This window comes from Proluteimonas luteida, from assembly GCF_021191695.1.
GTDB lineage: Bacteria > Pseudomonadota > Gammaproteobacteria > Xanthomonadales > Xanthomonadaceae > Luteimonas > Luteimonas luteida.
Window position 1 is genome coordinate 118,592 of record NZ_JAIWPT010000006.1, and the last position, 17,453, is coordinate 136,044.

A 17,453-nucleotide genomic window follows, 5' to 3' on the forward strand; every position below is an offset into this window, starting at 1 on the left:
CGCCATCCCCATGGCGCGTCGATTCCCTGCGTCGGGGGCGTGGCCCCGACCTACGGGCTCCATGCTCGTCATTCCCGCCTTCACGGGAATGACGGACTTGTTCAAGGGATCCCCAAGTCCGCGTCATAACAACGGGATTTTGTGGGGAGAGCTCAGGTCAAGAGCGCCCTGCGCTCCGTCAATCGGCCAGCACGGCCCGCGGATCGCTCTCGGCCGGGCAGTCGACCCATTGCACCGGAATCCCGTGCGCCTGCAGCACCGCGGCCAGCTGCCGCTGGCGCGCTTCGAACATCGCGAACCCGTGCCGGAGCCGCGCCTCGTCCGATCCGCCGGCTGCGTAGTGGCCGCGCCAGTCCTGCGCCGACAGGCGCGCGATCCGTACCCCGCCATCGACATGGCGCAGCAGCGGCTCGGGCGCGGCGTCGAGCCATGCCGACTCGCCGGGGGCCAGCAGCGCGGTTTCCAGCAGCGGCCACAGCGGCTCCAGTCCGGCGTTGCGGTACTGCAGCGCGGTCATCGCCAGCAGGTCGTGCAGGGTCAGGTAGCGCGCGTGCTCGATGCGCGCATCGAAGCCGTCCTGCGCGGCCAGCGCGGTGTCGGCCTGGGCCATGCCGGTGTCCAGCAGGATCGATTCCATCCGCGCATCGACAGCGCGCACCGTGTCGGCATCGCCGGCGAACAGGTACGGCAGCACCCGCAGGGTACCGCCGGCCAGCTGCGGATCGGCCTGTAGCGGCAGCGGCACCTGGCCGCTGGCGTCGGCGCCGAACGCGATGACCCGCGGTCCCTGCCCGCGTCCCGGCGCGCGGGCGTGCAGTTCGTCGAGCCGGCGATGGACCGGCCAGCCGGGACGCAGCACTTCGGCGGGGTCGAAGTGCGCGGCGGCGATGCACAGGTCCAGCGTGCGCGCCTCGGGCACCAGCGCGCCGAGGTCGCGGCCCACCAGACGCGCCAGTTCGCCGGCCGCATGCTGCGCCAGCGCCGCGTGCGACGGGGCGCTGCCGCCGACCAGTTCGAGCGCGAGTACGCCGCGCACCTGGGGCGTGTCGCGGGACGCGGCAACGGAAGGGCGCGCGGTTGGAGAAGCGGGGGTTGCGGTCATTGGCCGTGCACGCGGGCGGGGCTAAACTGGCCGACATTATGCCCGCCGCGCTTCATGCGGCCGGTTGGCCCCGTCGTCGCACATCGAATCCGCGAGGAAATCCCATGCTGCAAGGTCGTCCCGTCGCCGTGCTGGGTGGCGTCCGTATCCCGTTCTGCCGCCAGAACACGGCCTATGCGGATGTCGGCAACCTGGGCATGTCGGTGCGCACGCTCGGCGCGCTGGTCGAGAAGTTCGGCCTGCACGGCCAGCAGCTGGGCGAAGTGGCGATGGGCGCGGTGATCAAGCACTCCAGCGACTGGAACCTGGGCCGCGAGGCGGCGCTGTCGTCGGGCCTGTCGCCGCTGACCCCCGGCATCACCCTGCAGCGCGCGTGCGGCACGTCGCTGGATTCGCTGATCACCGTCGGCAACAAGATCGCCGCCGGGCAGATCGAATCGGGCATCGGCGGCGGTTCGGACACCACGTCCGACGTGCCGATCGTCTACGGCCAGCAGTTCCGCCGGCGCCTGCTGCGCGCGAACGCCGCCAGGACCACGAAGGACAAGCTGGCCGCGTTCAAGGGCTTCCGCCTGCGCGAGCTCAAGCCCGACTTTCCCGGCGTCGCCGAGCCGCGCACCGGCAAGTCGATGGGCCAGCACTGCGAGGACATGGCCAAGCAGTGGAACATCTCGCGCGACTCGCAGGACGAGCTGGCGGTGGCCTCGCACCACAAGCTGGCCGCCGCCTACGAGCGCGGTTTCTTCGACGACCTGGTGGTCAGCTTCCGCGGCGTCTCGCGCGACAACATCCTGCGTCCGGACACCTCGCTGGCCAAGCTGGCGACGCTCAAGCCCGCGTTCGACAAGACCTCCGGCCGCGGCACCCTGACCGCCGCAAACTCCACGCCGCTGACCGACGGCGCGTCCGCGTGCCTGCTGGCCAGCGACGCGTGGGCCGAGGCGCACGGCTTCGACGTGCTGTGCCACATCCGCGACGCGCACGTGTCCGCGGTCGATTTCGTCCATGGCGAGGGCCTGCTGATGGCGCCGACCGTGGCCGTCGCCGAGATGCTCCGCCGCAACAACCTGACGCTGCAGGACTTCGACATCTACGAGATCCACGAGGCGTTCGCCGCCCAGGTGCTGTGCACGCTGCGCGCCTGGGAGAGCGAGGACTACTGCCGCACCCGCCTCGGCCTCGACGCGCCGCTGGGTCGCATCGACCCGGAGAAGATCAATCCGGTGGGCTCGTCGCTGGCGACCGGCCATCCCTTCGCCGCGACCGGCGCGCGCATCGTCGCCACCGCCGCCAAGGAACTGGTCGAACGCGGCGGCGGCCGCGCGCTGATCTCGATCTGCACCGCCGGCGGCATGGGCGTGGTGGCGATCCTGGAGCGCTGAATCCCGGCGACTGTCGCGCCCGCATGACGCGGGCCGCGATCCAGGCGCCGATGCCGCAGGCATCGCCATGCCCGCCTGCGGCTTCGGCCCGACGCATTCTTCATCAAACATGCCCGTCCGCGGACGCGGCTTGCGGCGGCCGTGTCGCAATTGCCGTGTCAGGCGTGTGCCCGGCCAGCCGTCCGGCTGCCGCGGGCACCTGCGACCCCGTTCCCCGGCGTCCTCCGTTACTGCCTGCGTCCGCAGCCTGTAATCTCGCCCGGTACGTCCAGGAGGACCGCATGCCGTCGTTCCGATTCCCGTCGTTCCAATCGCTTGCCGTCCTGCCCATGGCCACCCTGTTGCTGGTACTCGGCGCCTGCGCGCAGCAGTCGCTCGACCAGGCCGCGGATGCGGCCGCCGGGTCCTTCGAGGCCGCGGACGCCGCAACCGCGGCCGCGGAGATGGCGGCGCCGGCCGCCGCCGCGGATGTCGTCGGCGACGGTGCCCCGGACGTGTCGCAGATGACCTCCGCCACGGCCACGCAGCGCGATCCGGCGCGCCGCTTCATCCGCACCGCGCAGCTCCGGTTCGCCGTCGACGATGTCTACGCGTCGGCGCTGGCGATCGAGGACCTCGCCGCGAAGTACGGCGGATTCGTCGTCCGCAGCCAGGTACATGCCGAAACCCGGAACACGCGGCGGCGGCCGATGGGCGACGGCAAGCTGCTGGAACTTGCCGAATACGTCACCCGCGGCAACGTGACGGTGCGCGTGCCCAGTGACCGCCTGCAGGCGTTCCTGCGCGAACTCGTCGGCCAGATGCGCTTCCTCGACGGGCGCGATTTCAGCGCCCACGACGCCCAGTTCGACCTGCTGCGCCAGCAACTGGCCTTCCAGCGCGGGCAGGCGCTGCAACAGTCGCTCGGCGACGCGGTGCAGGACGACGACAGGCTCGACCGCAAGGCCGATGCGTTCACGGCGCGCGCGCAGGCGCTGGCCGCGCGCGACGAGGCGCAGGTCGCGCAGCGCGAATTCGAGGACCGGGTGGCGTTCGCGACCATCGACATGTCGCTGTACCAGCCTGCGCAGGTCCGCCGCACCGAGCGCGTCGATACCGAGGCGGTGTTCGCGCAGCACGGGCCGGGCTTCTTCCCGCGACTCGGCAAGGCGCTGTCGGTCGGCTGGCACGGGCTGCTGGACGTGCTGGTCGGGCTGGCGGCGTTGTGGCCGCTGTGGCTGCTCGTCGCCGCGGCCATCGCCGGCTGGCGCGCGCTGCGCCGACTGCGTCGCCGGCGCGCGGCGCTTGCCGGAGGAACGGCCTAGGCCCGTGGGCGGCAGGCATCGTCCGGGCGTCGGGGGCGTTGCCCCGGCCTGCGATCGCGGCTACTGATAAATCGGCGAGCGGCCTCCCTTCTACGGCAGGTCCTGGTCCCGCAGCCGCGGCATGCCATGTTCGTCGCGATCCTCGATCGCGGTGAACTCGACCGGCGGCGCGGCGACCGACGGCAGGGCGATCACCGGCTCGCCGCGTGCGGCGCGCAGGGCATTGGCGTAGCACAGGCGCGCGCGGTGTTCGTCGCCGGCGGCGGCGAACTCGTCGCCCAGCGGCACCCAGGCGGCGCTGCCGGCGCCCTGGTCGATCGCGCGCTGCAGGTAGTCGCGGGCCTGCGCGCCCTGGCGCTCGGCCTGGCTGATCCGGGCCAGGCCCAGCAGCACGCCGGGACTCGACGGGTGGGCCTGCAGCCAGCGCTGCAGGCGCTCGCGGCGGTGTTCGGGATCGGTGGCGTCGAGCGCGCCGTAGCGCACCGCCAGGCGTTCGTCCCAGCGCGTGTCGAGCGCCTGTTCGAGGCTGCGCAGGGTGGCGTCGTGCCAGCCCAGTGCCACGGCGCGGTCGGTGTAGGCGAGCACGACGTCGGGTTCGGCCTTCAGCGCCTTGGGCATGGCTTCCCAGCGTTCGGCCAGCAGGTTGCCGTCCCCGGCCTCGCGCAGCGATGCGGCGGCCCACTGCAGTTCGCGCTCGGCCAGCAGGTCGTCCGGCAGCGCATGCTGGCGGCGCAGCGCGCCGAGCAGGCCGTAGGCCTCGGCGGCGTGGCCGGTCAGGGCCCAGGCGTCGGCGCGCAGCGCCAAGCCGCGGGGCGGCAGCGGCTGCGCGGCGGGAGCCTCGAGCGCGGCAAGGGCGTCGATCGGACGGTCCTCGCGCAGTGCCAGCTCGGCCAGCGCGATCGCGCGGGTCGCCGGATGGCGGTCGCCGAAGCCGTCGAGCAGCGCGCGCGCAGCGATCGCGTCGCCGCGGCCCAGCGCGGCCTGGCTGGCGGCGACCCGCGCGGCCGCCTCGTAGTGCGGATTCTCGTCGGCCGACTGCACCAGCAGTTTCTCGGCGCGGGCATAGTGGCCCTGGTACAGGGCGTCGAGTCCTTCGCCGAGGCGGCTCTGCACGCGGCCGCGGCGGTACTGGCTCCAGCTGCGGAACGGCAGCGCCAGCAGGCTGAAGACCAGCCACAGCAGCACCAGCGCGCCGAGCAGCATCGCGATCGCGTTGACCACGGTGGTGGTACGGTCGATGCCGCCATGGCGGACCAGGACGTAGCCGGGATCCTGCGCCAGCAGCAGCTGCACGGCGAACGCGCCGACGAGGGCGAGCACGATCCAGATCAGGAGGGTACGGAGCAGGGACATCGGTGTGGTTCCGGGAAGGGCGGGCGATCCAATCTGCACCCTGACGCCGCCGGCGTGACGGCGCCGTCGATGCCGGCGCAGCTTCTGTCGTCTTCCTGAACAGGCGTGGGCCGCGGCCCCCCCGGCGCGACCCGGCGGGCAGGTTCTCAGGGCGTCGCGCCCGCCTCCAGCGGCACGTCGTGCGCTTCGAGCCAGGCGACGACCTTCGCGCGGTTGGCGCGCGCGGTGTCGTTGAGGCGGGCGGCGGGCGTCTTGAAGAAGAAGCGTTGGAAGGTGGCGTCCTGGGTGTTGCGGGCGCGCGGGTCGGCGCCGGCGTCGAGCAGGGCCAGCACGTGGTCGCCGGCGTTGATCATCGCCGCCTTGTGCAGCGGGGTATTGCCGGTGCGGTCGGCGATGTCGGGGTCGGCGCCGGCCGCCAGCAGCATGCGGAACTGTGCATCGGTGCGCGGGCCGGTGGCGCCGGCCAGCGGCGTCGCCCCGGTCTCGCCGTGGCGGGTGTCGGGATCGCCGCGGCGCGCCAGCACGATCTCCAGGTACTCCGGGTCGTCGGCGATCGCCGCGCCGTGCACCGCGGTGGCACCGCCGAGGCCGGGCGCGTTGGGATCGGCGCCGTTGTCGAGCAGCGCCTTCAGCGCGTCCTTGGCCTGCGCCAGCATCGCGATCTGCAGCAGGTTGACGCCCTTGTCGCCGCGCGCGTTGGGATCGGCGCCGTCGCGGACCAGCGCGCGCACGGCATCGGCGTCGTCCGCGGCAACGGCTTCGGCCAGCGCGCCGGCGCTGGCATCGGGGAAGGCGGCTCGGGCGTCCATCGCGTCTCCACTACTGCAGGCGGCGCCGGACAGCATCAGCAACAGGCTCAGGACCGCGGCGCGCATGCCGGCATTCTCACACAGGCGCGGGCGGGAACCGCGGGCCGCGGCGGATCATCGCGGTCGACCGGTCAGTTGGCCCAGGGCTGCTGCTGTTGCAGCGCGTCGAGCACGGCATCCTGCATGTGCTTGTCGATGCTGTGCTTGACGATCGAGATCGGGTTGAAGCGGTCCCAGCCGGTCAGCGGCGCGGGATCGTCGAGCACGATCTCGTGACCGGGCGCGTCGGGCAGGTTGTTGACCACCCAGATGTCCTGCTGCGCCTTCGTCAGCGCCTCGCCATCGACGTTGTAGCGGCGGATCTGGCCGTCGGCGGCATCGGCCTTGGCGGTCGCCGGGTCGAGGCCCAGGCGTTCGATGGTCTTGTCGTGCACGCCCGAGGCATTGAAGGTCACCGCGGCACCGTCGATCGCCATGGCGGCGGTCGCGGCCAGGCCGCCGCCGAGCGAGTGGCCGGTGATGGCCAGGTCGTCGCCATAGGCGGCCGAGGCCAGCTGGGCCAGCTGCACGGCTTCGTCGTACTGCTCGGAATCCCAGCCCACGCCCTGGCGGAAGTTGGCGCCGGTCCAGTCCTTGAGGTCGTTGGAGCCGGCGAAGGCCAGCACATGGTTGCCGTCGCCGTCGGTGTAGATGCCGGCGCGGAAGCCGGTTTCCGGGTTCTCCAGCAGTGCCGGGTCGATGCCGGCGGCGGCCAGGTCGGCATCGCTGACCCGGGTCCAGTTGCCGACCGACTGCACCGACGGGTCGTAGACCGCCGAGGAGATCTGCATCAGCTCCAGGTCGATGGCCTGGGCGTCCTGGCCGCGGACCTGGGCGTCGAACGACGCGGCGTTGGCGGCGTTGCCGCCGCTGGCGAACAGCGCGCCCAGCTGCGGATGCCAGGACGGCTCGAGCTGGTAGCTGCCGGCCGGGGTGGCCGGCGGCAGCGCGGCCGGCCGCGCGAGCAGCGAATCGGCCAGCGGCAGGGCGGGCAGCGTGGTCTGTCCGATGTTCGAGGTGTTCAACTGGAGGCTCATCGTCGCGGTCCCGGCGTCTGATACCCCGACGCTAGCGCCGGCGCCGGGGCCGCGCCAGCTGGGGCAGACCCGAGGTCGGGTCCGTGGCCGGCTCAGTAGTCGGCGTCGACCGCCGCCTCCAGCGGCACCTGGTGGGCCTTGAGCCAGGCGACCACCTGGCGGCGTTCGTCGAGCGCGCGCGCGTTGAGCGCGTTGCGCGGGAACGCGAAGTAGTAGGCCTGGAAGCTGGTGCCGCCGGAATTGGTCGCGGTCGGCGAGGCGCCGCGGTCGAGCAGCAGCAGGATCGCGGCGCCGTTGTTGGTGCGCGCGGCGACATGCAGCGGGGTATCGCCGTTGCGGTCGGCCAGGCCGGGGTCGGCGCCGGCATCGAGCAGCATCCGCAACTGCTGCGGGTTGCCGCCGCGCAGCGCGGCGGCCAGCGGCGGTGCGCCGGTATGCGGGTTGGCGACATCCGGGTTGCCGTGGTGGGCGAGCACGGCCTGCAGCAGCGCGGGATCGTCGGCGAACGCGGCGGCGTGCACCGGGGTGTCGCCGCGCGCGTCCGGGCGGTCGGGATCGGCGCCGCCGTCGAGCAGCGCCTGCGCGCTGGCCAGGCGGCCGTGCTTGATCGCCGCGACCAGCAGCGTGCTGCCGTCGCTGCCCGGGGTGTCGGGGTCGATGCGCTCGAGCAGGCGCCGGACCTCGGCCGCATCGTCGCGGGCGACCGCGCCGGCCAGCGGCGCGATGTCGGGATTGGAGAACGGATCGTTGCTCATCGACGGTCTGGCGCACCCCGCGGCGCAGCTGAGAAGGACGGCGGACGCGGTGACCGCGAGACGGCGCATGGGGTCGATTTCAACCGCGATCCGGGGGCGACGCAAGCCTTGCGCGGCTGCAGGCCGTTTCCGGTCAGCGGCCGAACAGGCCGCCGACGAAATCGGTCACGCCCTGGGCCACCTTGCCGGCGCCGTCCGCAAGGGTCTCGATGCCCTGTCCGATCGCGTCCAGCCCGCCCTCGACCACCGAGCCGGCCAGGTCGATGCCGCCGGCCAGCACGTCGCCGGCCCAGCCGTCGATGCGCGCGTCGACCCGCTCGGCCAGGGCATCGGCGAAGCGGTCGACGGTGTCGCCGGTGGAGTTGAACACGCCCTCGACCACGTCGCCGGCGATGCGGAACCCGCCCTGCACGAAGTCGCCGTTGGCGAAGTCGGTGCGGGCGACGGTGATCACGTCGTCGACGAGGTCATGGGTGTTGCGGGCGAAATCGTCCTTCAGCGGCTCGGGCAGCAGGTTCTGCAGGTCCTTGCCCAGGTCGGCGGGATTCTCGTAGCCGGCCTGCCAGGGTTCGTGGTCGATCATCGCCGCGGTCAATGCGTCGGGGCTGTGGCTCATCGCCCCGTAGGCGAGGTTGCCGACCGCATTGATGCCGCCGGTCAGCAGCAGGCCGGCGGGGCCGAGCGGCAGGACCGGGACGTGGCGCGCGACCTCGACGCCGGTGTTGAGCGCCTGCAGCTGTTCGGCCGACAGGCCCGCCAGTTCGTTCGGGCCGTAATTGGTGAACATGTCGTTCGCGTCGGCCGCGGCCGGCGCGACCACGATCTTCGTGCCCAGCGCATCGGGCGCGATCAGGCCCAGCGGTCCGCTCTCCTGGGCCTGGGTCAACAGGTCGGACTGCAGCGAATAGGCGCGGATCTGCCCGCCTTCGGCGATGTCGCGCGCCTGCTGCGGGTCGGCGATGCCGATCCGCTCCAGGGTGTTGGGATGGATGCCCGAGGCATCGAAGGTGACGGCCGGGATGCCGGTCGCCAGCGAGCCCATCGTCGCCAGCCCGCCGCCCTGCGAGTGTCCGGTGATCGCCAGGTTGCCCTGGCCATCGCCGAACCTGTTCTGGAATTCGGCGGCCGTCTCGACCGCGACCTCGCTGAACTTGTCGGTCGGGTCGGTCTGGAAGCCGGTCGCCTGCTGGAAGTTGTTCATCCAGTCGTCGGCGCCCTCGGCGGTGCCGCGGTAGGCCAGCACGTAGTTGCCGTCGCCATCGGTGTAGATCTCGGCGCGGAACTCGTGGTCGTTGCCGGGCACGCTGTCGTTGGCGCCGAGGAACTGCAGGCGCCAGGCCTGGGGATCGTCGATGCCGCGTGCCCACAGGTCGCAGTCGGTGACCTCCGACCAGCCTGCCGGCGGCGCGCCGCGGGTGCCGTAGACCGCGGTCGCCAGTTGCGACAGGGTCACGTCGAACGGCTGTGCGCGGGTGCCGCCGACGGTTTCGGCCAGAGTGCTGCCGGGCGGCAGCGCATACGGCCCCGAAGGCGCGGGGCCGGCGGGCCGGCAGGCCGGTGGCTGCACCTGCGGGTGATAGGCGGGTTCCGCGATGCGCGGGCCGACCGGCGCGCGGGCCTGCGCCGGCAGGTCGGCGTGGATCGGCGACCGGCTGTGCAGCTGATCGAGCGAGGCCGGCGGCAGGCCGACGCGATCGGAAATGGTCAGGCTCATCGCCGTCTCCGGCAGACCCACTGGGGAATGCCTGCACTGTCCCGGACGGTTCCCGGGCCGGCAACTGGGGCTGGCCCTAGGACGTGGCGTCGATCGGGCGAGAGGACCGCGACCCGCCCCGATGCGGGTTTCCCCTGGTTCTTCGCCGGTGACCGGGAAGGCGGCGCCCTGATCTCGCGGGTCGGTTCACGCGGCCGAGGCGTGCGGCGTCCGGGTTCATGGGATGTCGGGGGCGTGGCCCGACCACCGCGCCAAAGGCTCGGCGGATCGGGCAGCAGGTCCCTCAGGCCGATACCGCCGCGCTATTCCGCCGCCCGCGGCTCGAACAGCAGGTCGTGGTAGTCGTAGCTGAAATCCGCCGTCGGCGACACGGCCTGCATCCGGATCTGTGCGACCCGGCCCTGCGCGTCCAGCGCGAAGGAGACGTAGGCCGGCTCGATCGAGGCATCGTCCCAGTCGGCGCGGAAGGTGTCGTACTGCCAGTGGGTCAGCGTGCCCTGCATGCCCGGCGTCTGCCGGAAGTCGATGCGCAGCCTGCCGCCCTGGGTGCTGATGGCGATCGGGCCGTACCACGCATCGGCGTAGGTGCCGGCATAGCCCGCCGCGGGCAACGAGGGACGCGAAGCCCTGCGCGCCTGCCCGCCCGCGGCTTCCAGCGCGGCCAGGCCGCCGGCGAGGCGCTCCCGGTTCCATGTGGCGAATGCCGCCACCCAGTCGCGCGGCTCGAACCCGAGGTAATGGTCGAGCAGTTCGTAGCCCAGGCCACGCAGGACCTCGACGTCCTCGGCGTTGATCTGCAGCGAGATGCCGAGCTTGCGTTCGGGCACCAGCACGGTGAAGGCCAGCACGCCGAACACCGCGCCGCCGTGCTGCACGACCTTGACGCCACGGTAGTCCTGCACGTTCCAGCCCAGCGCGTAGCCGGAGAACTGCGGCGTGATGTCGGCGATCGGCGCGGGGAACGGCCGGATCGGCACCGGCACCTGCGGGTCCCACATCGCGCGCGCATTGGCTTCGCTCCACAGCCGCCTGCCTTCGCCGCCGGGTACGGCGCCGAGCGCGAGCTGCACCTGCAGCCAGCGCGCGAAGTCGTTGGCGCTCCACGACAGGCCGCCCGCCGGTGCGCCGACCTGCCCCAGGCCCTCGCGTTCCGGCAACACCTGCTGCGCGCCGAGGCCGCGCAGCCGCGGATCGAGGCGCGCATGCGGCTGTGCGCGGTTGTCCGTGGCGAAGCGATCGTCCTCGTGGCTGGTCGCGGTGCGCATGCCCAGCGGCGCGAAGATGCGCGCGCGCACGAAGCTTTCCCAGTCCTGTCCGCTGACCGCGCTCACCAGCTCACCGGCGACGATGTAGAGGATGTTGTCGTAGGCATAGCCGCTGCGGAAGCTCGTCGCCGGCTGGATGTGCCGCAGCGCGCGCACGATGTCCGCGCGGCTGCGCGAACTGCGCGGGATGAACAGCAGGTCGCCGGCGCCCAGGCCCAGGCCGCTGCGGTGCAGCAGCAGGTCGCGCACGGTCATCTCGCGCGTGACCCACGGGTCGTACATGCGGAAGTCGGGCAGGTGGTCGATGACCTTGTCGTCCCAGCCCAGCCTGCCGTCGTCGACCAGGATCGCCAGTGCGGCCGCGGTCACCGCCTTGCCGGTGGAGCCGGTGGGGAAGATCGTGTCGGCGTCCACCGCGTCGGACGAGCCCAGCCTGCGCACGCCGTAGCCCTTGGCGTGCACGATCTCCCCGTCCTCGACGATCGCGATCGCCATGCCGGGCACGTCGCGCGCGCGCATCGCGTCCTCGACGCGCGCGTCGAACCCGGCGGGCGGCGCGGCGGAGGCCGCGATGGCGGACAAGGCGCCGGCCGCGATCACCGCGGCCCGCAGGCATTTCGAAATCACATCCATCCTGTCCTCCCGGACGCGCGGGTCAGCGAAGTCGTGCGGCGACGTGCCGCGGGTGGCGCCGCCACCGGGAACACGACGCCCGGCAGCAGACGATGCGGGGACCGGCACGAGACCGGTTTCATGCCAGGCAGGCGTCGACCAGGCGCGCGAAGGCGTCGCCGCCGCGCATCGGGTCGGCGACGGCCAGGCCCAGGCGGGCGGCGGTCCCGTCGATCGCGCGCTGCGCGGCGGCGGCGTCGAGCGCGCCGGTGTTCAGGCTGACGCCCGCGCAGCGGATCGCGGGATTGGTGCACGCGCCGAGCCGCAGCGCCAGGTCGATGGTCTCCTCGATCGACGGCAACGGATAGTGCGCATGGCCGAGCATGCGCTCGCGCCCGTGCGCGTGGCAGACGACGATGACGTCGGGCTGGCTGCCGTGCAGCAGCGACAGCGATACGCCGGCATAGGCCGGGTGCGACAGCGCGCCCTGGCCCTCGATCACGTCCCAGTGCGCGGGATCGGCGTCGGGCGACAGGAATTCCGCCGCGCCGGCGGCGAAGTCCGCCACCACCGCATCCACCGGCACGCCGGCGCCGGCGATCAGGATGCCGGTCTGGCCGCTGGCGCGGAACGTTGCATCGAGCCCGCGCCCGCGGAACGCGCGCGCCAGCGACAGTGCGGTGTACTTCTTGCCCAGCGCGCAGTCGGTGCCGACGGTGAGCAGGCGCCGGCCGGTGCGCTTGCGGCCGGTGGCGACCGGCAGGCCCGGTGGCGGCGCGCGCACGTCGATCAGGCGCCGCCCGTTCGCGGCCGCCGCATCGCGCAGGGCATCGATATCGGCCAGCCTGGCGTGCATCCCGCCCACGAGGTCCAGGCCCGCCTGCAATGCTTCCAGCAGCGGCTGCACCCAGACCGCGGGGATCCGCCCGCCGGGATTGGCGACGCCGATGACCATCGAACGCGCGCCCAGTGCGTACGCCTGTGCCGGCGTCAGCGGCGGCAGCCCCGTGCGCACCGTCGCGCCCGCGCAGGCGAACTCGCCGACGCAGCGCTCGGGCGCCCAGTCGCGCAGGCCGAACGCGGTCTTCGCATAGCCGGGATCGACGATGTCGCCGAGGAACAGCAGGTAGGGCTGCGGCAGCGCTTGGGCCTCGCGCAGCACGGGTGCGGCCATCGGCATGAGCGTCCCGGGTCCGGTCGGGTCAGAAGCGGAAGTCGAACTCGATACCGTAGGTGCGCGGCTGGATCGGCACGGCGGCGAGGTGCGCGACCGCGCCGCTGATCGCGCCGCTCGCCGGGTTCATCGACGACCAGCCCGTCTCGCCGGTGGCGTTGTTGACGTAGGCGCGCAGTTCCCAGCGTTCCCGGCCGATGCCCGCGTACAGGTCGAGCGCGCGGTAGCTGTCGAGCAGCAGCGGTGCGGTCAGCTCTTCCTGCAGCACGGTGGAGGGATCCCCCGGCGCGGTCACCCGCTGCCGCTCGGTGGTGTCGTTGTAGCGCTCCCCGGTCCAGCGCAGCACCGCGCCGACCTGGCCGGCCAGGCCGCCGCTGGTCATGAACCCGTATTCGGCGGTTGCCGCCCACGACAGCTTCGGCACGTAGGGCATGCGATCGCCGGCCAGGCCGGTGTTGAGGACGACATCGAAGTCGCCCTGCGGAATGATCGACGGCGCGAAGTCGCTCTTCACGCGGGCCTTCGTGTATGCCGCATTGACGCCGAGCACCAGCGCGTCGGTGGCGCGGAACCGCGACGCCAGCTCCAGGCCCTCGCTGGTCGCCTCGCCGCCGTTGACCAGGCCGCCGATGCCGTTGAACGACGCCGCCACCTGGATGTCGTCCCAGTCGATGCGGAACGCGGAGACGTCCAGCTGCACGCGGCGATCGGCGAACTGCGACTTCAGTCCGAGCTCGTAGCTGGTCAGCATCGAGGAGTCCACGCTCGGCGGCATGCCGGGCAGGGCGACGTTCGGGCCGCCGGGCTGGTAGCCGGTCGCGACGCGCGCGTACAGCATCGTGTCCTCGGCAAGCTTGAACTGCGGGCTCAGGCTCCAGGTGAACACGTCCTCGCGCGACTTGCCGGGATCCTCGCCGACCGGCGCCAGGATGCCCGCGCTGACGTTCTGGCTGAACCACTGGTCGTTGCGCGCCTGGCGCACGCCGGCATCGATCTTGAAGCGCTCGCCGACGCGCCACGAGGCATTGGCGAACACTGCCACTTCCTCGTAGGTGCTCGGCAGGTCGATCAGCGCCAGGGTGCCGAACATCGCGTCGTACGGCGCCGGCAGCGGCGAGCCGTCGCGCTGGCCCAGCCATGCGAACTGGCTCTGCAGCGCGTCCTCCTTGGTGTAGAACACGCCTGCCATCCACTCGAAGCGGCCGCCGGTCCTTGAGCTGAAGCGGAATTCCTGGGTGACCTTGTCGAGGTCGAAGCTGTAGCGCACGTTCGCGCTGCCGGGTTCCGGAAAGCCCAGCAGCAGGTCGGCGACTTCGCCGAACTGCACGGTGGCGTCGATCTGGTCCAGGGTCGTGGTTTCCGACCAGCCGGTCGCGGACACGAAATCGGCCCAGCCCAGGTCCCAGGTCACGCTGAGCGAGGTCAGGGTCAGCTCCTTGGAGAACGGTTGCCGCTGCCAGGTCCTGCCTTCGAGGTCGCCGGCCAGCGGTGCATAGGTGCCGGGTTCGAGCGCGACGACGGCGCGGTCGTCGGCGCTGATGCGCTGGTGCAGCACCGACAGGTCGAGGTCGACCGTATCGCCCTCCCACGACAGCGCCGCGCGCCCGCCCACCTGCTCGCCGCCGTTGATGTCCTTGCGGCCGTCGACGGCATTGTCGGTGTAGCCCGGCAGGCCGTTGCGCGCGAAGCTCATGCGCAGGCCGAGGCGGTCCTCCTGCAGCGGCACGCTGACGCCGATGCGCCCGTTCCAGTCCTGGCCGCCGTCGGACACCGAGCGCAGGCCGAAGCCGACGCGGAACTCGTCGTGGAAGAGGTCCGGCGCACGGGTCACGTACTTGAGCAGGCCGCCGATCGCACCGGCGCCGTACAGCGTGCCCTGCGGCCCGCGCAGCACCTCGACCCGGCTGATGTCGTAGGGCAGCAGGTCGAGCATCAGCGTGCTGGCGCCCTGGTAGATGCCGCTGGAACCGACCGGCACCTCGTCGATGTAGGTGGCCACGGTCGCGCCGGGGGACAGCGCCGAGATGCCGCGCAGCGAGACCGCGGTCAGGCCGGGGCTGCCGCTGTTCTGCACCTGCATGCCGGGAATGAGCGCGGCGTAGTCGGACAGCGAGCTCGCGCCCATGTTCTCCAGCTGGCGCTCGCCGATCACGCTGATCGAGGCGCCGACTTCGCGGATGTTCTCGACGCGCTTGTTGGCGGTGACCACCACGGAGTCGAGCGTCACCGCGGCGTCCGCGGGCGGTTGCGTGTCGACGCCGGTGGCGTCCTGGGCCAGCACGGGTGCCGCGGCGCATGCCAGCGTGCTTGCGATCGCGAGGGACAGTGGCGAGCGGTACCACGGACGTGCGGACTGGAACGCGTTCATTTCTGGCTTCCCCCGGCGGATATCCTGATCAGGGATCATGATCCCAATCAGAGAATTGTCAATACGTTCAGAAAATACGCCCGGACAGGCCGGCCGACGCCTGCGGCGACCCCGCCGGCATCGTGCCGCCGACGGCGACGGCGACGGCGACGGCACGTGCGGCGCAGGCGCCAACCGCCACGCGGCCGGCTGTGCCCTTGTCCGGAAGGCGCCTCACGGCAGCGTCCGGATCGGCCGGTCCAGCCGCCACAGCAGCGCCGCCGCGATCGTCGCGAGTCCCGCCAGCAGCAGGAAGAAGGCGGGATGGCTCGCCTTCGACCACAGCGCGCCGACGGCGCCGGCCAGCAGGCTGCCGCTGAAGATGGCGAGGAACCAGGACGCGACCGTGGTCGCGCCCAGCCGCGGCGGCGCCAGTTTCGCGAACAGGCCGAGGCCGGTCGGCAGGATGTACAGCTCGCCGAAGGTCAGGATCACGAAGAACGCCACCAGCCAGGCCCAGCCGACCCGCGTCTCGCCGGCCAGCGCGGTCACCGCGGCCAGCAGCACGTAGGCCGCCGCGACCACCAGCGCGCCGATCGCCATGCGCATCGCCGGCGACGACTCGCGGCCGGCCGCGGCACGGCGCCGCCAGGCCATCAGCAGCAGCGGCGTCATCGAGATCACCAGCAGCGGGTTCAGCGACTGGAACCAGGTCATCGGGATCGTGAAGCCCAGCCACGAACGGTCGACGCCGGTATCGATCCACAGTGGCAGCGTGTTGCCGATCTGCTCGTAGGCGCCGCGGAAGATGGTCGCCGCGATGCCGACGCCGAGCAGCAGCCACCAGACCCTGCGGTGACCACGGCGTGCGTCCTGCGGGGCGGCGACCGGCTGCACGAAGCGCGGCGGCTCCGGCGGCAGGTAGCGCCGGCCCGCCAGGTAGATCGACAGTCCCAGGAACATGCCGACGCCCGCGGCGCCGAAGCCGTAGTGCCAGCCGTAGAGCTCGCCGAGCGTGCCGCACACCAGCGGCGCGAGCAGGCCGCCGACGTTCAGGCCGACGTAGTAGACGTTGTAGGCGCGTCCGCGGCGCGGATCGTCGGTGGCGTAGAGGTCGTTGATCTGGCTCGGCAGGCTTGGCAGGAACAAGCCGTTGCCGAGCGCGATCGTCGCCAGCGCCAGGTAGAACGTCGGCTCGAACGCCATCACGAAGTGGCCGATGGCCATGATGCTGCCGCCCAGTACCACCGCGTTGCGCTTGCCCAGCCAGCGGTCGGCGATCGCGCCGCCCAGGATCGGCGTGAAGTACGCCATCGCGGTGTAGGTGCCGTAGATGAAGGACGCCTTGTCCTGCGCGAACAGCAGCTGCTTGGTCATGTAGTAGACCAGCAGCGTGCGCATGCCGTAGTAGGAGAACAGCTCCCACATCTGGGTCAGGAACAGGATCGTCAGGCCGCGCGGCTGGCCGAACCAGGTTGCATGGCTCCCGTCGGCCGCGGTGCTCACGGCATCGCCTCCGGTCCCCAGACCGTGTCATCGCAGAAGATGTGGCCGTCCGCGTAGCGCACGGCGGGCGTCCGGTCCGCGGCCAGGAAGATCGGGCCGTCCAGGTCGACCACGTCGCAGTACTGTCCCAGCACGAATGCCGGCGCCATCGCCAGGCTGGTGCCGCACATGTTGCCGACCATCACCCGCTTGCCGAGCGCGCGCGCGCGCGCGGCCATCAGCAGGCCCTCGGTCAGGCCGCCGCACTTGTCGAGCTTGATGTTGACGACGTCGAAGTTGCGGTGGCGCGTCTCGAGCTCGGCAAGGTCGAGGATGCTTTCGTCGGCGGCGAAGGGCAGCGGCCGTTCGATGCCGTCCAGCGTGTCCTCGCGACCGCGCGCGCAGGGCTGTTCCAGCAGCGACACGCGCGCCTCGAGCAGCGCCGGCAGCAGCGCGGGCAGGGTGGCCGCATCGTAGCCCTGGTTGGCGTCCACGCCGATCCATGGCGCGGGGCAGCGCGCGCGCACCGCGTGCACGCGCGCGGCATCGAGCGCCGGGTCCCCGGTCAGCTTCAGTTTCAGCGCGCGTGCCTGCGCGTAGGCGGCCGCGTGTCCGGCCATCACATCGGGGTCGTCGGCGCCGACGGTGAACGTGGTCAGCAGGGGGCGCACGCCCTCCAGGCCCGCGAGCTTCCACACCGGGACACCGGCACGCTGGGCTTCGAGCTCCCACAGGGCGCAGTCGAGCGCGTTGCGCGCGCCGCCCGCCGGCAGCAGGGTGCGCAGGGTCGCGCGGTCGAGGCCGGCCTCGATCCGCGGCCGCAGGGCTTCGAGCGTCGCCAGCATCGCGCCCGGGTGGTCGTCGTTGTAGTAGACCCCCGCCGCCTCGCCGCGCCCGGTGTACGGCCCGTCGCGCAGGGTCACCACCGTCGCCGGCATCGCCTCGAACACGTGCCCGGCGATGCGGAACGGCGCGGACAGCGGCAACGGCACGTTATGCAGTTCGAGTTCGACCGGCACGGCTGCGCGCGCTCCTGGAAGGAAGACGGGAATGGGGCCGGCAGCCGCGGCTGCCG

13 protein-coding genes are annotated in these 17,453 nt (G+C 72.2%); 2 read left to right on the plus strand and 11 right to left on the minus strand.

The genetic code is table 11. The annotated features are described in order from the left end of the window. Positions 1 to 178: 178 nt before the first annotated feature. Positions 179 to 1,102, minus strand: coding sequence for a hypothetical protein (locus tag LDO26_RS07195; protein WP_232130403.1), 924 nt, complete (start codon positions 1,100 to 1,102; stop codon positions 179 to 181). A gap of 104 nt (positions 1,103 to 1,206) precedes the next feature. On the opposite strand from LDO26_RS07195, the gene LDO26_RS07200 reads away from it, so the two are divergent. Both LDO26_RS07200 and LDO26_RS07205 read left to right on the plus strand, forming a co-directional pair. Then, complete coding sequence (locus tag LDO26_RS07200) at positions 1,207 to 2,484, plus strand: acetyl-CoA C-acetyltransferase (RefSeq protein WP_232130404.1); 1,278 nt, start codon at positions 1,207 to 1,209, stop codon at positions 2,482 to 2,484. A 281-nt stretch (positions 2,485 to 2,765) separates the two neighbouring features. After that, positions 2,766 to 3,788, plus strand: a complete 1,023-nt coding sequence (locus tag LDO26_RS07205; RefSeq protein ID WP_232130405.1) for a DUF4349 domain-containing protein — start codon at positions 2,766 to 2,768, stop codon at positions 3,786 to 3,788. Between the two features lie 90 nt (positions 3,789 to 3,878). Here the strand turns inward: LDO26_RS07205 and LDO26_RS07210 are convergent, their stop codons facing one another. The 10 genes from LDO26_RS07210 to LDO26_RS07255 all read right to left on the minus strand — a co-directional run bounded on the left by LDO26_RS07210 (position 3,879) and on the right by LDO26_RS07255 (position 17,397). Next, positions 3,879 to 5,141 carry a heme biosynthesis protein HemY gene (locus LDO26_RS07210; RefSeq protein ID WP_232130406.1) on the minus strand — a complete coding sequence of 421 codons (1,263 nt, stop codon included), beginning with the start codon at positions 5,139 to 5,141 and terminating at the stop codon, positions 3,879 to 3,881. A gap of 146 nt (positions 5,142 to 5,287) precedes the next feature. Beyond that, entirely contained in the window at positions 5,288 to 6,016 is a 729-nt protein-coding gene (locus tag LDO26_RS07215; RefSeq protein WP_232130407.1) for an ankyrin repeat domain-containing protein, read from the minus strand. 65 nt (positions 6,017 to 6,081) lie between these two features. Continuing rightward, entirely contained in the window at positions 6,082 to 7,026 is a 945-nt protein-coding gene (locus LDO26_RS07220) for a Tle-like phospholipase domain-containing protein (RefSeq protein WP_232130408.1), read from the minus strand. Positions 7,027 to 7,118: 92 nt separating this feature from the next. Next, a complete protein-coding gene (locus tag LDO26_RS07225) occupies positions 7,119 to 7,781 on the minus strand; it encodes an ankyrin repeat domain-containing protein (protein WP_232130409.1) in 663 nt (220 codons plus the stop codon). Between the two features lie 133 nt (positions 7,782 to 7,914). Continuing rightward, positions 7,915 to 9,495 carry a Tle-like phospholipase domain-containing protein gene (locus LDO26_RS07230; RefSeq protein WP_232130410.1) on the minus strand — a complete coding sequence of 527 codons (1,581 nt, stop codon included), beginning with the start codon at positions 9,493 to 9,495 and terminating at the stop codon, positions 7,915 to 7,917. A gap of 302 nt (positions 9,496 to 9,797) precedes the next feature. Then, complete coding sequence (locus LDO26_RS07235) at positions 9,798 to 11,393, minus strand: serine hydrolase (RefSeq protein ID WP_232130411.1); 1,596 nt, start codon at positions 11,391 to 11,393, stop codon at positions 9,798 to 9,800. Between the two features lie 118 nt (positions 11,394 to 11,511). After that, positions 11,512 to 12,546 carry an N-acetyltransferase DgcN family protein gene (locus LDO26_RS07240; RefSeq protein ID WP_232130412.1) on the minus strand — a complete coding sequence of 345 codons (1,035 nt, stop codon included), beginning with the start codon at positions 12,544 to 12,546 and terminating at the stop codon, positions 11,512 to 11,514. Positions 12,547 to 12,574: 28 nt separating this feature from the next. After that, entirely contained in the window at positions 12,575 to 14,914 is a 2,340-nt protein-coding gene (locus tag LDO26_RS07245) for a TonB-dependent receptor (RefSeq protein ID WP_232130413.1), read from the minus strand. A 213-nt stretch (positions 14,915 to 15,127) separates the two neighbouring features. Further along, a complete protein-coding gene (locus LDO26_RS07250) occupies positions 15,128 to 16,399 on the minus strand; it encodes a peptide MFS transporter (protein ID WP_232130414.1) in 1,272 nt (423 codons plus the stop codon). Continuing rightward, a complete protein-coding gene (locus LDO26_RS07255) occupies positions 16,396 to 17,397 on the minus strand; it encodes a dipeptide epimerase (protein WP_232130415.1) in 1,002 nt (333 codons plus the stop codon). Before LDO26_RS07255 ends, LDO26_RS07250 begins: the two co-directional genes overlap by 4 nt. Between the last annotated feature and the right edge of the window lie 56 nt (positions 17,398 to 17,453).

Coding starts and splice junctions, on each gene's coding strand:
- LDO26_RS07195 (WP_232130403.1), bottom strand. CDS start 1,102: ATGACCGCAACCCCCGCTTCTCCAACCGCGCGCCCTTCCGTTGCCGCG.
- LDO26_RS07200 (WP_232130404.1), top strand. CDS start 1,207: ATGCTGCAAGGTCGTCCCGTCGCCGTGCTGGGTGGCGTCCGTATCCCG.
- LDO26_RS07205 (WP_232130405.1), top strand. CDS start 2,766: ATGCCGTCGTTCCGATTCCCGTCGTTCCAATCGCTTGCCGTCCTGCCC.
- LDO26_RS07210 (WP_232130406.1), bottom strand. CDS start 5,141: ATGTCCCTGCTCCGTACCCTCCTGATCTGGATCGTGCTCGCCCTCGTC.
- LDO26_RS07215 (WP_232130407.1), bottom strand. CDS start 6,016: ATGCGCGCCGCGGTCCTGAGCCTGTTGCTGATGCTGTCCGGCGCCGCC.
- LDO26_RS07220 (WP_232130408.1), bottom strand. CDS start 7,026: ATGAGCCTCCAGTTGAACACCTCGAACATCGGACAGACCACGCTGCCC.
- LDO26_RS07225 (WP_232130409.1), bottom strand. CDS start 7,781: ATGAGCAACGATCCGTTCTCCAATCCCGACATCGCGCCGCTGGCCGGC.
- LDO26_RS07230 (WP_232130410.1), bottom strand. CDS start 9,495: ATGAGCCTGACCATTTCCGATCGCGTCGGCCTGCCGCCGGCCTCGCTC.
- LDO26_RS07235 (WP_232130411.1), bottom strand. CDS start 11,393: ATGGATGTGATTTCGAAATGCCTGCGGGCCGCGGTGATCGCGGCCGGC.
- LDO26_RS07240 (WP_232130412.1), bottom strand. CDS start 12,546: ATGGCCGCACCCGTGCTGCGCGAGGCCCAAGCGCTGCCGCAGCCCTAC.
- LDO26_RS07245 (WP_232130413.1), bottom strand. CDS start 14,914: ATGAACGCGTTCCAGTCCGCACGTCCGTGGTACCGCTCGCCACTGTCC.